We start from the raw sequence: 14,572 nt of genomic DNA, 5'->3' as shown, positions 1-14,572 counted from the left end.
CTCTTGGGTTATTGTTGTTAAATCATATTAGTCTTATTGTTGGGTTGCGCCATTGGAATTTCAACCACTTGATGATTATCTCTCGCTGGCGCAATCCGTTCAGGCTTTTGCAAGTGGCGGAACAGCACGCTCTCTACGAGCATAAAATTCCTCAACAAACGCATCAAACCGATCCGCTTCAATCGCCTGACGAATACTTTCCATGAGTCTCTGATAATAGCGAAGATTATGGATAGTGTTCAAACGAGCTCCCAAAATCTCATTACAACGATCCAGATGATGCAAATAAGACTTAGAATAATGTTTACATGTATAGCAATCACAATGCGGATCTAACGGTGTTGTATCCGTTTTGTGCTTCGCATTACGAATTTTTATCACACCACCAGTCACAAACAAATGACCATTTCTGGCATTACGAGTCGGCATCACACAATCAAACATATCGATACCACGCCGAACCCCTTCGACCAGATCTTCCGGTTTTCCGACGCCCATCAGATAACGAGGTTTATCTTCAGGTAATTGTGGACACGTATGCTCCAGAATGCGGTGCATATCCTCTTTCGGCTCACCGACAGCCAAACCACCGACGGCATACCCGTCAAAATCGAGCGCTGTCAAGCCTGCAGCAGAAACATCGCGTAAATCTTCATACACGCCGCCCTGCACAATACCAAACAGTGAGTTCGGATTTTCCAGTTGGTCGAAATGATCTCGCGAACGCTTCGCCCAGCGCAATGACATTTCCATCGACTGTTTTGCTTCTGCGTGTGTGGCCGGATACGGTGTACACTCGTCGAAAATCATCACGATGTCAGAACCAAGATCGTTCTGAATTTCCATCGACTTTTCCGCATCCATAAAGATTTTTTCACCATTCACCGGATTACGGAAATGTACGCCTTCTTCGGTGATTTTACGAATATCACCCAAACTAAAGACCTGAAAACCACCGGAGTCAGTCAGAATCGGGCCTTGCCAGTTCATGAAATCATGCAAATCACCGTGCATTTTCATCACTTCCTGCCCCGGACGCAGCCAAAGGTGGAATGTGTTACCTAATAAGATTTCAGCCCCCGTCTCTTTGACCTCTTCAGGGGTCATGCCTTTGACGGTGCCGTAGGTACCGACCGGCATAAATGCAGGGGTCTGTACGGTTCCTCGTTCAAAAGTAATCTGCCCGCGCCGGGCATTTCCTTGTTTCTTTTTCAGTTCAAATTTTAACTTCACAATGCCTCCAAAGTGCCAGAGAAACAATCTGACGGTCTACGAGAAATTTTCTCTTGGATGTTCGTGCTTCACAAACATCATTGACTAGCGTTTGTATACGCTATGTTTATGTGCTTTCATGCTGACGCTTTTCAATGAACATCGCGTCACCATAACTGAAAAAGCGATATTTTTGTTCAACAGCATGACGATACGCTGCCATCACATTGTCATAACCGGCAAAAGCACTCACCAGCATGATCAACGTTGATTCCGGCAGGTGAAAATTGGTAATCAGACAATCAATAACCTGATATTCATATCCCGGATAAATGAAAATCTCGGTATCCCCGAAGAAAGGTGCCAACGCTGTGCCGTTTTGCAACGCCTGCTGTGCAGCACTTTCTAACGAACGAACCGACGTGGTTCCGACCGCAATAACTCGACCACCCCGTTGACGAGTCGCGGTAATTGCATCCACAACAGCGGGAGGCACTTCCACGTATTCAGCGTGCATGTGGTGATCATGAATATGTTCAACCCGGACAGGCTGAAATGTACCGGCACCGACATGGAGCGTAACATAAGCCATTTCGACACCTTTTGCCGCAATTTGTTCAAGCAAATCAGTATCAAAATGTAACCCTGCCGTTGGTGCGGCAACTGCACCCGGTTTTTCGTTATAGACGGTTTGATAACGATCTTTATCTGCGTCTTCATCAGGCCGGTCAATATAAGGTGGTAAAGGCATGTGCCCGATGGCGTTCAAAACGTCCAGCACTGTCACTTCAGTCTCCAGACGAATCTCGAACAAGGCATCATGACGCGCAACCATGGTCGCTGGATAGTCGTCATTTTCGCCCAGCAATAATGCACTGCCGGCACGTGGTGCTTTTGAAGAACGGACGTGAGCCAGAATGCTGTGCTCATCCAGCATTCGCTCAACCAACACTTCAATCTTGCCACCCGAAGCCTTTCGACCAAACATTCGTGCCGGGATGACTCGCGTGTTATTGAACACCAGTAAATCTCCCGGCCGCACCAGATTCAAAACATCGGTGAAGGTTCCGTCAACAACGGCCCCCGTCTCGCCGTTGAGCTGCAACAGACGACTCGATGTCCGTTCAGCTTTTGGGTATCGGGCTATCAGCTCATCAGGTAAGTCAAAATGAAAATCGGAAACTTGCATAACTCTTTTCTGTCTAGTCATTCGCAGCGCGGTAGTATATACGGAAATCAGCGAGGACGGCAGCGTATTCCATTGATTCAGGCTAAATCCGGAATAATTTTTTAACAAAAACCAGAAATCGGTTTCGATCTCTCATCTCTGCCTTGCAGAAATTACTATAGTCAGGGTATTCACCTTCTTGTATTCACTACAACAGATGATTGCCGCTTCAGTAAGGAGTTCACTATGATCAAGATTGAAGACATGATGACTCGCCATCCCCATACCCTGACCCCGACACATACCATAGAAGAGGCCCGGGCATTTATGGAGAAGTATGAAATTCACCATATTCCGGTGGTCGATCAACATCAGAAAATTCTGGGTATCGTTTCACAGAGAGACATCTTACAAGCTCAGCATTCCTGCCTGAATCGGGATATTTCTCCTTCGACAATCTTACTCTCTCACCCGCTGTCTGAAATCATGCATACACAGATGATCACGGTTTCACCCGATGCAGGGCTGAAAGAAAGTGCCTTGTTTATGCAAAAACATAAGGTCGGTTGTCTCCCCGTGATCGAAAATGATCGTTTGGTTGGGATCATCACCGACAACGACTTTGTTGCGATTGCGATTAACCTACTCGAACTACAAGAAGAAGCCGAACCCGATGAGCTCGAAGGCGAAAATAGAGATTCCCTTTAGCATATCCCTTTAGTATAAGTAACGGCCATCAAATTTGATGCGTTATCACAAAAAGTGATCACAAAAAAAGAGCAGCCTAAGCTGCTCTCTTTGCAATCAGACGCGATGAATTGCAAAGTAAAATGGCAAGGTTAGTGGTAAAAAGCTTCGTTCGCGATATTCAGAACTGATCTTCTTCCGTTGACCCCGTCAATGCTGTCACCGAAGAGTAACCGCCCTGAATCGTATTGGTCACCCGGTCAAAATAACCGGTTCCGACTTCTTGCTGGTGTGCAACGAAGGTGTATCCTTGTTCTGCGGCTTCAAACTCAGGCCGCTGAACTTTTTCAACGTAATGACGCATCCCTTCTCCCTGTGCGTAAGCATGGGCTAAATCGAACATGTTGTACCACATGTTATGAATCCCCGCTAAGGTGATGAATTGATAGCGGTATCCCATATCCGCGAGAGACTGTTGGAAGTGACGAATCGTTTCCGCATCGAGATTTTTCTCCCAGTTAAAGGAAGGGGAACAGTTGTATGCCAGTAGCTGATCCGGATACTGCTCATGAATCGCCTGCGCAAAACGCCGCGCTTCTTCTAGATCAGGTTTGGCGGTTTCGCACCAGACTAAATCAGCATAGGGCGCATAGGCGAGACCACGAGAAATAGCCTGTTCAATCCCCGCTTTCACTCGATAAAACCCTTCAGCCGTCCGCTCTCCGATAATAAAATCCTGATCATAAGGATCGCAATCGGAGGTCAACAAATCGGCTGCGTTTGCATCAGTTCGCGCAATGACCAGTGTCGTCGTGCCAGCCACATCGGCAGCAAGGCGGGCTGCAATTAATTTTTGGACGGCTTCTTGAGTCGGCACCAACACTTTACCGCCCATGTGACCACATTTTTTCACCGATGCCAGTTGATCTTCAAAATGAACCCCAGCCGCTCCGGCTTCAATCATATGTTTCATCAGCTCATAAGCGTTAAGAATCCCACCAAAACCGGCCTCTGCGTCGGCAACAATCGGCAGAAAATAATCGATACCGCCCTCATCTTCAGGGGTCATGTTATTCGACCACTGGATTTGATCGGCACGCCGGAATGCACTGTTGATTCTTTTGACTACCGCCGGCACAGAGTCCACCGGATAGAGGGATTGATCCGGATACATGGCTGAAGCGGTATTATTATCCGCAGCCACTTGCCACCCCGACAAATAAATCGCCTCAATGCCGGCTTTGGCTTGTTGAACGGCCTGTCCGCCGGTCAGTGCTCCCAGACAGTTCACGTAGCCTTTTTTCGCCTGACCATTGACCAAAGACCAAAGTTTATCAGCACCATGCTGTGACAGGGTGTATTGCGGCATGACCGATCCCCGTAGTGCGACGACTTCCTCGGCTGAATAAGTCCGTTTCACATGTTGCCAGCGTGGATTGGTTGCCCAGTCTTTTTCTAGTGCTTCAATTTGTTGACGACGAGTCAGAGTCATAGTCTTATCCTTCATGTTATCCCGAATCATATCGGTAATCCTTGTTCCTTTTCTCTATCAACCCATGTTGATCAAACCCGCGTTGATCAATTGACATCGAAAAGCTTGTTTCACGTTTTGTTCATTTATTTTTATCGGCTTACACCCGTTTTATCGGCTTACGCCAGGTAGTCATATCCCGGCACCGTTAAAAATGCCGTTAACTCATCACTGGTCGTCAGACGTTTCATCAGTTGAGCGGCTTCACTGAAACGCCCTTGCTCAAACCGTTCGGCGCCGATTTCTTTGTGCACGACTTCAAGCTCTTGAGCGAGATAACGCTCGAACAAAGCTTTCGTCACAACCTCCCCGTTATCCAATGTCTTATGATGCTGAATCCATTGCCAGATAGACGTTCGGGAGATCTCTGCCGTTGCCGCATCTTCCATCAGGCCATAAATCGGTACACAACCATTCCCGGAAATCCAAGCCTCGATGTATTGCAATGCGACCCGAATGTTATGTCGCATTCCCTGTTCGGTTCGCTCCCCTGCACAAGGCTGGAGTAATTCTTCCGCGGTGATCGGGGCATCATGCTCGCGCATGACGTTTAATTGATTGGGGTGACTGCCAAGCACCTCGTTAAAAACGGCCATGGCGGTATCAGCGAGACCGGGGTGAGCCACCCAAGTCCCATCATGACCATTGGTGCCTTCCAACAACTTGTCCTGACGAATTTTTTCCTGAACCTGAAGGTTCTGAGCTGCATCTTTGGCAGGAATGAAAGCAGCCATTCCCCCCATCGCGAAAGCACCGCGTCGGTGACACGTCCGAATCAGCAGACGGGAATAAGCACTAAGGAAAGGCTTATCCATCGTCACGACCTGACGATCAGGCAGTACGCGATCCGGATAGTTTTTCAACGTTTTGATGTAGCTGAAAATATAGTCCCAGCGGCCACAATTCAGGCCGACAATATGCTCTTTCATAGCAAACAGGATTTCATCCATTTCAAACACTGCCGGCAGGGTTTCAATCAACACGGTTGCTTTGATCGTACCGGTATTGAGTCCGAAATACGCTTCGGTGAAATGGAAGACATCGCTCCACCATTTCGCTTCCTGATGGCTTTGCAGTTTAGGAATATAGAAATAAGGGCCACTCCCGTTTTTCAGTAACGCCTGATAATTGTTGAAAAAATAGAGTGCAAAATCGAATAATGCACCGGGGATAGGCTGTTGTTCAAAAGTGACATGTTTTTCACATAGATGCAGACCCCGCACCCGGCATATCAGCACCGCAGGGTCATCACATAACTGATAAGACTTGCCGGTTTCCGGTTGTACATAACGAATGGTGCCATTGACGGCATCCTGAAGGTTAATTTGTCCTTCCAGCATCTTTGACCAGACAGGAGACATTGAGTCTTCAAAATCAGCCATAAACACTTTTACATTCGCATTCATCGCATTAATCACCATCTTTCGGTCGGTCGGCCCGGTAATTTCAACCCGCCGGTCCTGCAAATCTTGTGGAATACCTAGAATTTTCCACTGTCCGTCCCGAATCGACTGAGTTTCCGGCAAGAAGTGAGGCAATGTCCCCTGATCAATGCTTTCCTGCCGGTCGATACGACGCTGCAATAAGGTTTTGACGTGAGGCGCAAAACGAGCACAAAGTTCAGCCAAAAAGAGCTGGGCCGCCGATGAAATAATATAAGACTGCGCTTCAGCCACGCTGCCGTGAATATTGAGTCGTTCAAGCACTTTTTGCTGCTCACAAGAGAGCCTTTGTTCATCAGCGAGTGGTTGTTCCATCATTGCTTCCCTCTTCTTTCATCATCATCCATCATATATAAATTTTCATTTGTAAATTTAAAACAACATTTAAATAGCATTCAAATGAGATATTTTAATGTTGATATCATCTACCATGTTCCAGAATAATCCATTTTTCAACCTTTCCCAGACTAGACATAAGTCTTAATCAGCTAGGTAAACTCTAGGAAATAAATAGATAAATGGAAAGATGGTTGAACAGCAAAAAACAAAATTCGAAGTTTCATACTGTGAGAGAAATAAAGACCAAAAGTAATTTAATTTCGTAATTAAATTACTACAATAATGACGCATGAAATCCGGAGACAAAACGCTATATTTTCAGTCGCGCTTGGTGAGTAATTGATTTGATTCAAATTCATTCGACATGTCAGCCACAACCGTCTCGCATGTTTGTGTAAAATTGACATTGTGAATATTTTTGATTTTATGAAAGCTTCAATCGATAGGTGCTGTAAAATTTGACAAAAAATCGCAACCAATCAAGATAAATAACTGTATAAATAACTTTATACAGTATAAATATCTAGTTACGACCAATTGCTAAAGGAGTTCTGACACCACCTCAGATAACTGATGAAAAACCTGAGTGCGAGAAGAGCTCGGCCGCCAGACTAAACCAATCAGACGAAATGCACTTTGACCGGGCGGCTCAACAACCACCAGGTTCTGGTTATCCAACAAGCCGTGCTGAATTGCCATTTGCGGAATGAACGTCGTGCCCAACCCATTCGCCACCATTTGCACGAGCGTGTGCAAACTGGTTGCCATGAAGGGATTAATTTTTTCTTTTTCCGTTAACTGACAGGCCGACACAGCATGCTCTGTCAAACAATGTTCATTCTCTAACAGAAACACCGATTCATCAGGCAAGTCATCATAACGAATCGGAACCGGAATACGATCAGCCTGACTTTTACTGATAATCATTCGGAAGGGATCTTTACCGACAATTCGGCTTTCCATATTACCGATATCAACGGGTAAAGCTAAGACCAGCACATCCAGTTCACCATGGCGCAGGCCTTGCAGCAAATTGGTCGTGGTATCTTCTCGCAATAATAAATGAAGCTTAGGAAAGCGAAGGTTGACTTCCTGAACCAGATCTCCCAATAAAAACGGAGCAATCGTTGGGATACAACCGACTCTGAGCTGGCCTTCCATTAAATCGCCCTGACAGAGTTTCCCCATCTCAATCAGATCTTGCCCTTTGGCGAGTAACTCTCTGCCCTGATGAACGACCTGCTCTCCGGCATGAGTAAAGACGAGCGGGCTCTTCTTATCCTTTTTTTCATATAAAGGACACCCGATCAGCACTTCCAGCGTCTGAATGCCTTTACTCAGCGTAGACTGACTGACAAAACAGCGTCCAGCCGCTTCGCTGAAATGGCGTGTTTCATACAGGGTCACCAAGTAATGAATTTGCTTTAAACTCGGCCATTTATTCATAAAATCATTTATATATGAGTTAAGTCTGTATAAACGCTAGGATATCCTAGTCCATCGTTTTTTTCGATAAACTTAATCTATTTATTTCTCTTTTTCCTATACAAGGATTTGACTATAGTTGATTGGAAACACACATGGACCGGGCCGTTTTTTAACAGTCTGGAACTTTTTATATTATTAGGAGCAAAAAAAATGGTACTAGTTGGTCGTAAAGCCCCTGATTTTACTGCTGCTGCTGTTTTAGGTAACGGTGAAATTGTTGATGCATTCAACTTTGCAGAGTTTACTAAGGGTAAAAAAGCTGTTGTTTTCTTCTATCCACTAGACTTTACATTCGTTTGCCCATCAGAATTAATCGCATTTGACAAGCGCTTTGAAGACTTTAAAGCGAAAGGCGTTGAAGTGATCGGTGTATCAATCGACTCTCAATTCTCACACAACGCATGGCGTAATACCCCAGTTGATAAAGGTGGTATCGGTGAAGTGAAATATCCACTGGTCGCTGATGTCAAACATGAAATCGTAAAAGCATACGATGTTGAGCATCCAGATGCGGGTGTTGCTTTCCGTGGCTCTTTCCTGATTGACGAAGAAGGTCTTGTTCGTCACCAAGTCGTAAATGATCTGCCACTTGGTCGTAACATTGACGAAATGTTGCGTATGGTTGATGCATTGAACTTCCACCAAAAACACGGTGAAGTTTGTCCGGCACAGTGGGAAGAGGGCAAAGCAGGCATGAAAGAATCACCTGATGGTGTTGCCGCTTACCTATCTGAACACACAACAGATTTAGATAAGAAATAAGACAGACTTGCCAGTTCTCAACGCTGGTCAGTGGTTGGATAATAAATAAAGAATGACTTACCCCAATCATGAAAAGTAAAGTCGATACAAAACCGGAGCTCTGCTTCGGTTTTTTTTATGGATCAGAATCGATGTTTAACACATCATCCAGAGATTGATCGCCTAAATGACGGACATCTTTCCCTTTCACAAAATAGATAATGTATTCACAAATATTCTGGCAGCGATCACCAACGCGTTCAATCGCCCGGGCCGACCACATCACTTGCAGAATATGCGGGATATTCTTGGTATCTTCCATCATGTAGGTCATCAACTGGCGAATGACTGCTTCGTATTCTGAATCAAGCCGATCATCAAGTTTGTGAACCTGAGCTGCGGCCTCAACATCCATACGAGCGAAAGCATCCAGCACTTGATGCAACATGGCAATGGCTTGGCGACACAACGGCTCCAGAGACACTTGAAACCGCCGCTCTTTCGAAGCCGGGCTCTCGATAGCAACGTGAGCCATTCTGGTCGCAACATCCCCAATTCGCTCTAAATCAGTGATGGTTTTGATAATGGCAATAATCAAGCGCAAATCTTTCGCGGTCGGTTGGCGCTTGGCAATAATCCGGGTACAGGCATCGTCAATAGAAACTTCCATTGCATTGACTTTGTGATCACCGCGGATCACCTGACGAGCAAGTTCCAAATCTTGCTTATGCAATGCTTGCATTGCATAAGACAATTGCTGCTCGACCAACCCGCCCATTGTCAGGACATGAGTCCGGATCGCTTCAAGCTCAGCGTTGAACTGTCCGGAAATATGACGACCAAACTGCATAATACCTCTCTTAAATTGTATCGTCGTAACAACAAACGTTTATCCGTAACGTCCCGTAATATAATCTTCGGTCTGTTTTTTCACGGGTGATGTAAAAATAGTATCGGTATCGGCGTATTCGACCAGTTTTCCCATATGGATGAAGGCTGTATGATCACTGACTCGCGCTGCCTGTTGCATGTTATGCGTGACAATCGCTACCGTATATTTGGTTTTCAGATCATTAATCAGCTCTTCTATCGTCAGGGTCGAAATCGGATCAAGCGCTGATGTCGGTTCATCCAGTAACAAAATCTCCGGTTCAATCGCAATTGCCCGGGCAATGACCAAACGCTGTTGCTGCCCACCGGACAAACCGAATGCATTGTCATGTAAACGATGTTTGACTTCTTCCCACAGCGCAGCCGCCCGTAACGAACGCTCAACAGCATCATCCAATATCCGCGCATTGCGGACGCCTTGTAAACGAAGCCCATAAATCACATTTTCATAGATTGACTTCGGGAACGGATTCGGACGCTGAAACACCATCCCCACTCGCCGGCGCAGCGTCGCAACATCCACGGATGGCGCATAAATGTCCTGACCATGCAGGGTGACTTTCCCTTCGACACGACAGCCTTCAACCAAATCATTCATCCGGTTCATACAACGCAATAACGTTGACTTACCACAGCCGGAAGGCCCGATAAACGCCGTCACTTGCCCTTTAGGAATCCGCATTGAAATATGGCTGAGCGCGACGGTTCCCTGATAAAACAGACTGAGATCATCAATCTCAATCGCTGTCTGTGAATCACTGAGGTGATTCACATCAATTGATGGCTGGAACCCAAGCGTATGATTCGGCGGCATCATGATTAATCCTGTCCCATTGTTCTGTATTTCTCCCGCAAATTATTCCGGATACTGATGGCTGTCAGATTCAGCGCAACAATCACAGCCACGAGTAAGAATGATGTCGCAAACACCAGCGGACGAGCCGCTTCAATATTGCTGGTCTGGAAGCCGACATCATAAATATGAAACCCCAGATGCATAAATTTTCTTTCTAAATGAATAAATGGAAACTCATTATCGACCGGTAGACGTGATGCCATTTTGACCACCCCGACCAACATTAACGGTGCAACTTCACCGGCAGCTCTGGCTACAGCCAGAATCAACCCTGTAATCATAGCAGGCGTTGCCATCGGTAAAACCACCCGCCAAATGGTTTCAAATTGAGTCGCTCCCAATGCCAACGAACCATGACGTACAGAGAGTGGAATTCGACTTAATCCTTCCTCTGTCGCAACAATCACAACCGGTAACGTGAGAACAGCCAACGTCAACGCTGACCATAACAGACCGGGGGTACCGAAAGTCGGTGCCGGCAAACGCTCGGCATAAAAGAGCGAATCGATGGTTCCACCGATGGTATAAACAAAAAAACCGAGTCCGAAAACACCGTAGACAATGGAAGGGACACCGGCCAAATTCATAACCGCGACACGGATCAGGTGGGTTAATGTATTGTCACCTGCATATTCATGTAAATAAATCGCAGCAACCACACCAAGCGGCATCACGATGACCGACATAATAATCACCAACAAAATGGTGCCGAAGATCGCAGGGAAAACCCCACCTTCCGAATTAGATTCTCTGGGATTATCCGAGACAAAATGCCATACCTGTTGCGCCCAGTGAACCATTTTTTGCGGCAAGGACATATCGTTGGGATACCATATATTCAAGATCTGACTGACCGGAATACGAATGGTATCCCCCCGCATATCGACCACCACCAGCGCTTGCATTCTGAGTTGCTCCCGCAACGTATCCAAGGTCTGAGAAACCGTGGTCAATTTTTGCTCCAGCACCGATTTTTGCTGTTCATACTGTGCCAGATAAGCAGCATTGAGCTGATGGTTCAATTCCCGCTTACGTTTCTCGAGCCGGAGTTTTTCAAGCTGTTGGCTCCAAACCTGCACTTTGTCATGCATCAGGGTTTGAACCCGTTGATGGCGCTGCGCCGCTTCACGCAATCCGGTCTGCAAGGCAGCATCAATGTTATCCGTCATCACGCCGTCAGCAAGCTGATAACCCGTTGGTTTGCCAAAAAACTGTCCGTCCCGTACCCGATCAATCACAGCCCATCCTTGTGGCTTCGAAGGTTCAGAGAGCTGACGCTTGAGGACCGATATAAAATCTGACGGATAAATATCCCGGTTCGCAATCTTAATATGCAAACGAGTAATCGAATCCCCTTTCTCCACTGTCTTGGCGTTCTCTGGCGAGGACAAATGAGAGGCCAGCACTTTATCCTGGTCATAAAGCTGACCAATCAAACGTTCACCTGACAATGTCTGCCATGATAACAACGGTGTCGGCCAGAAATAGGTTAACCCTTTCCAGCCAATCAGCAGCAACAGCCCTAATACGGCAAGTAAACTGAAACTCACCGCACCACCTGTCAACCATATCCACGGGGAGCCGGACCTTATCCAATTCACCATTTAATCCAGTCCTAACATTACAATGCCCGATACTTTTCTCGCAGGCGCAATCGAATCCATTCCGCCAACGCATTCACTAAAAATGTGAACACAAACAGCAGCAATGCGCCCAAAAACAACAAGCGATACTGACTACTCCCCACTTCCGCTTCCGGTAACTCCACCGCAATGGTCGCAGCCAGTGTTCGCATTCCTTCAAAGATATTCCAGTCCATAATCGGTGTATTGCCTGTCGCCATTAATACAATCATGGTTTCACCGACTGCACGTCCAAGCCCCATCATGATTGCGGAAAAAATGCCCGGACTTGCGGTTAGCAATACGACATGAGTCAGGGTCTGCCAAGGCGTCGCGCCCAATGCAAGCGATCCATCAGAAAGATGTTTCGGCACAGAGAAAATCGCATCTTCCGCAATGGTAAAAATGGTCGGAATCACAGCAAATCCCATGGCGATACCAACGACCAACGCATTGCGCTGATTAAAGTCGATACCGTATTGCGCCAGAAACACTCGGATATCGCCATCAAATAACCAAGTCTCAAGGTTGAAGCCAACGGGCAACATCAGGACCATCACACCAGCAAGTACCGGCACCAAAAGCGCTGCGTGCCAGCCACGCTGCACCGTACTGCGCCATCGTTCCGGTGAAAAATGCCAAATCAGGCCGAACACAATTGTCGATATCGGTAATAAAATGATCATGACCACCGCAGCGACCAGATGCCGCTCTAAAATCGGTGCCAGCCACAACCCGGCCAAAAAGCCGATAATGACCGTCGGTAATGCTTCCATCAGTTCGATTGTCGGCTTGACCTTACGCCGCATCTGAGCAGACATGAAATAAGCAGTATAAATCGCTGCTAAAATAGCCATCGGCACCGCAAAAATCATCGCATACAACGCAGCTTTGATGGTGCCAAATGCGATGGGAACCAAACTAAACTTCGGTTCGAAGCTATCTGAAGCTGATGTTGATTGCCAGACATAGTCCGGCTCAGGGTAATTTTCATACCATATCTTCTGCCAAAGCGCAGAAAATGATATCTCCGGATATCCGAGATCAATATGAGCCAGATTCAGCCGTCCCTGATGATAAGCCACCAGATATTTTTCATTTTCAGACAACGCCACTCGCTCAGGCGCTTGATCAAACAGCTTTTGGCTCAGAACAAGCTTATGATTCGTTGCCTGATAATTGCGCACTTGACCGTCGCGATGTAATGAGAAAAATCCCTGATGATAAATATCCGCAACAATCAGACGGGTCTGCTTACCGGTGTTGAATGCGCGGATCGGCATAAACTGTCTTTTTTGATCCCGGATGACGTCAAACCATTGGGTAACAACCCCCTGTCGGTCACGTACTAACAATGAGTCACCACCCGGCAATAAAACCATTTGGGCGATCATTCGCTGTGTGTCACCACGGGTCAGATCAACGACTTCTCTGACTGGATAGGCATGACCATGACGCTGAGCAATCACCAGATGGCCACCTTCGCGGATATACAACGTATGACCATCCGGTGACAATAATAACGCGTCCGCTGCAATCTGCTCAGGAAAACGAAAAACACGCACTTGCTCCGAATGCCGAGCAAAAGACAAAACCGTCAGCGTGCCATCTTGGGCCGCCAATGCGATCGTCACTTCCTGTGCAGACACAGTAAATGTTAATCGCTGAACCTGCTCCGGAAGCACAGTACGCAGAGATGAAGGCAATGGTAATCGTTCAAGATTCGGGACGAAAATCTTCTCTCCCGCACGAAGCCGATGGGTAAATTGAGGTCGAGCAATCACCAGCTGTTTATCGGCACCGAGTACAGCAAACCAATGCCCAACGACTGCACTCTGCTTGGGTTCGAAACCCAGTTGCTGCTGCCAGACCGGAGATTGCTCTGTTGTTTGAGTCGACCAGAATGTCATTTTACCAATATGGTCGAGCATAAAAACATACTGACCATACTCATCCACAGCCAGTTGGATCGGAATTTGATCAGCGGCTGCAACATGAGGATGAACGGAAGACATTTTGATTTCAGCGCTGGAGAACAGGGGAAATGCTACCCAAATCAGATACACAAAAATTAAGATCAAAGCCCCAAGCACACTGACACCACCAGCACGAACGGTCAAACGAATCAGCCGATCTTTAACAAGACGCTTTTTATCCGCTGCTTTGAGAGAAAACTGAGGGTATGACATGTTTGTCCTAATGAATCTGACCTATATACCAATGACACAGACAGAGAGTAACACCCGTCCCCAGCCTGCAACAGACTCACGAGGCCCCGAGCTTTGACATCTCCGACCCATAAGCATATGTCAATGACGTGACACTTATATTACAGCAAGCGCTAACCGCCTGAAATAACAAGTGACACATGAGCCTGATTTGATCCTTGATTCATCAGCACTTTTCTCTGTGCGTCCCCCGCCGCCAGATAAATAAATATTCCCGACCTGCTCCACGAATCAGCAAATGTCTTATATACTTTGAAATAAAAATGTAACACAAAACACCTAACTTTCTTTGTTATTACTGATAGTTATATTTTGCTTTGTATGAGGTGAATATCATCGACAAAGCATTGGCTCACTGACTATTATT

11 protein-coding genes are annotated in these 14,572 nt (G+C 46.5%); 2 read left to right on the top strand and 9 right to left on the bottom strand.

What is annotated here, in order from left to right:
* Nucleotides 1-99: 99 nt before the first annotated feature.
* Together tgt and queA are read right to left on the bottom strand one after the other, a co-directional pair.
* Entirely contained in the window at nucleotides 100-1,233 is a 1,134-nt protein-coding gene (tgt, locus tag OCU60_RS03755) for a tRNA guanosine(34) transglycosylase Tgt (protein WP_074371349.1), read from the bottom strand.
* 106 nt (nucleotides 1,234-1,339) lie between these two features.
* Nucleotides 1,340-2,401, bottom strand: a complete 1,062-nt coding sequence (queA, locus tag OCU60_RS03750) for a tRNA preQ1(34) S-adenosylmethionine ribosyltransferase-isomerase QueA (RefSeq protein ID WP_074371348.1) — start codon at nucleotides 2,399-2,401, stop codon at nucleotides 1,340-1,342.
* Between the two features lie 225 nt (nucleotides 2,402-2,626).
* Here queA and OCU60_RS03745 point away from each other — a divergent pair, with 225 nt between their 5' ends.
* The gene (locus OCU60_RS03745; RefSeq protein ID WP_074371347.1) at nucleotides 2,627-3,088 is read left to right on the top strand and encodes a CBS domain-containing protein; all 462 of its coding nucleotides are present in this window, start codon (nucleotides 2,627-2,629) and stop codon (nucleotides 3,086-3,088) included.
* Nucleotides 3,089-3,248: 160 nt separating this feature from the next.
* Here OCU60_RS03745 and aceA read toward each other — a convergent pair whose 3' ends face one another.
* From aceA to OCU60_RS03730, 3 genes are all read right to left on the bottom strand, one after another.
* A complete protein-coding gene (gene aceA, locus OCU60_RS03740; protein WP_074371346.1) occupies nucleotides 3,249-4,559 on the bottom strand; it encodes an isocitrate lyase in 1,311 nt (436 codons plus the stop codon).
* 158 nt (nucleotides 4,560-4,717) lie between these two features.
* Complete coding sequence (gene aceB / locus OCU60_RS03735; RefSeq protein ID WP_306345719.1) at nucleotides 4,718-6,358, bottom strand: malate synthase A; 1,641 nt, start codon at nucleotides 6,356-6,358, stop codon at nucleotides 4,718-4,720.
* Between the two features lie 561 nt (nucleotides 6,359-6,919).
* Nucleotides 6,920-7,825, bottom strand: coding sequence for a hydrogen peroxide-inducible genes activator (locus OCU60_RS03730; protein WP_074371344.1), 906 nt, complete (start codon nucleotides 7,823-7,825; stop codon nucleotides 6,920-6,922).
* 192 nt (nucleotides 7,826-8,017) lie between these two features.
* Here OCU60_RS03730 and OCU60_RS03725 point away from each other — a divergent pair, with 192 nt between their 5' ends.
* A complete protein-coding gene (locus OCU60_RS03725; protein ID WP_074371343.1) occupies nucleotides 8,018-8,629 on the top strand; it encodes a peroxiredoxin C in 612 nt (203 codons plus the stop codon).
* Nucleotides 8,630-8,744: 115 nt separating this feature from the next.
* Here the strand turns inward: OCU60_RS03725 and phoU are convergent, their stop codons facing one another.
* From phoU to OCU60_RS03705, 4 genes are read right to left on the bottom strand one after another with little or no spacing between them, the layout of a single operon-like run.
* Nucleotides 8,745-9,458 (bottom strand): phosphate signaling complex protein PhoU, encoded by a 714-nt coding sequence (phoU, locus tag OCU60_RS03720; RefSeq protein WP_074371342.1) that lies wholly within the window; start codon nucleotides 9,456-9,458, stop codon nucleotides 8,745-8,747.
* Nucleotides 9,459-9,497: 39 nt separating this feature from the next.
* A complete protein-coding gene (gene pstB / locus OCU60_RS03715) occupies nucleotides 9,498-10,316 on the bottom strand; it encodes a phosphate ABC transporter ATP-binding protein PstB (protein ID WP_074371341.1) in 819 nt (272 codons plus the stop codon).
* Between the two features lie 2 nt (nucleotides 10,317-10,318).
* Nucleotides 10,319-11,959 (bottom strand): phosphate ABC transporter permease PstA, encoded by a 1,641-nt coding sequence (gene pstA, locus OCU60_RS03710; protein WP_074371340.1) that lies wholly within the window; start codon nucleotides 11,957-11,959, stop codon nucleotides 10,319-10,321.
* A 17-nt stretch (nucleotides 11,960-11,976) separates the two neighbouring features.
* A complete protein-coding gene (locus tag OCU60_RS03705) occupies nucleotides 11,977-14,166 on the bottom strand; it encodes an ABC transporter permease subunit (RefSeq protein ID WP_074371339.1) in 2,190 nt (729 codons plus the stop codon).
* Nucleotides 14,167-14,572: the final 406 nt, after the last annotated feature.

The organism is Vibrio spartinae (assembly GCF_024347135.1).
Classification (GTDB): domain Bacteria; phylum Pseudomonadota; class Gammaproteobacteria; order Enterobacterales; family Vibrionaceae; genus Vibrio; species Vibrio spartinae.
Note: the sequence above shows the minus strand (reverse complement) of the source record. Positions and strands in the feature narration are given on the sequence as shown.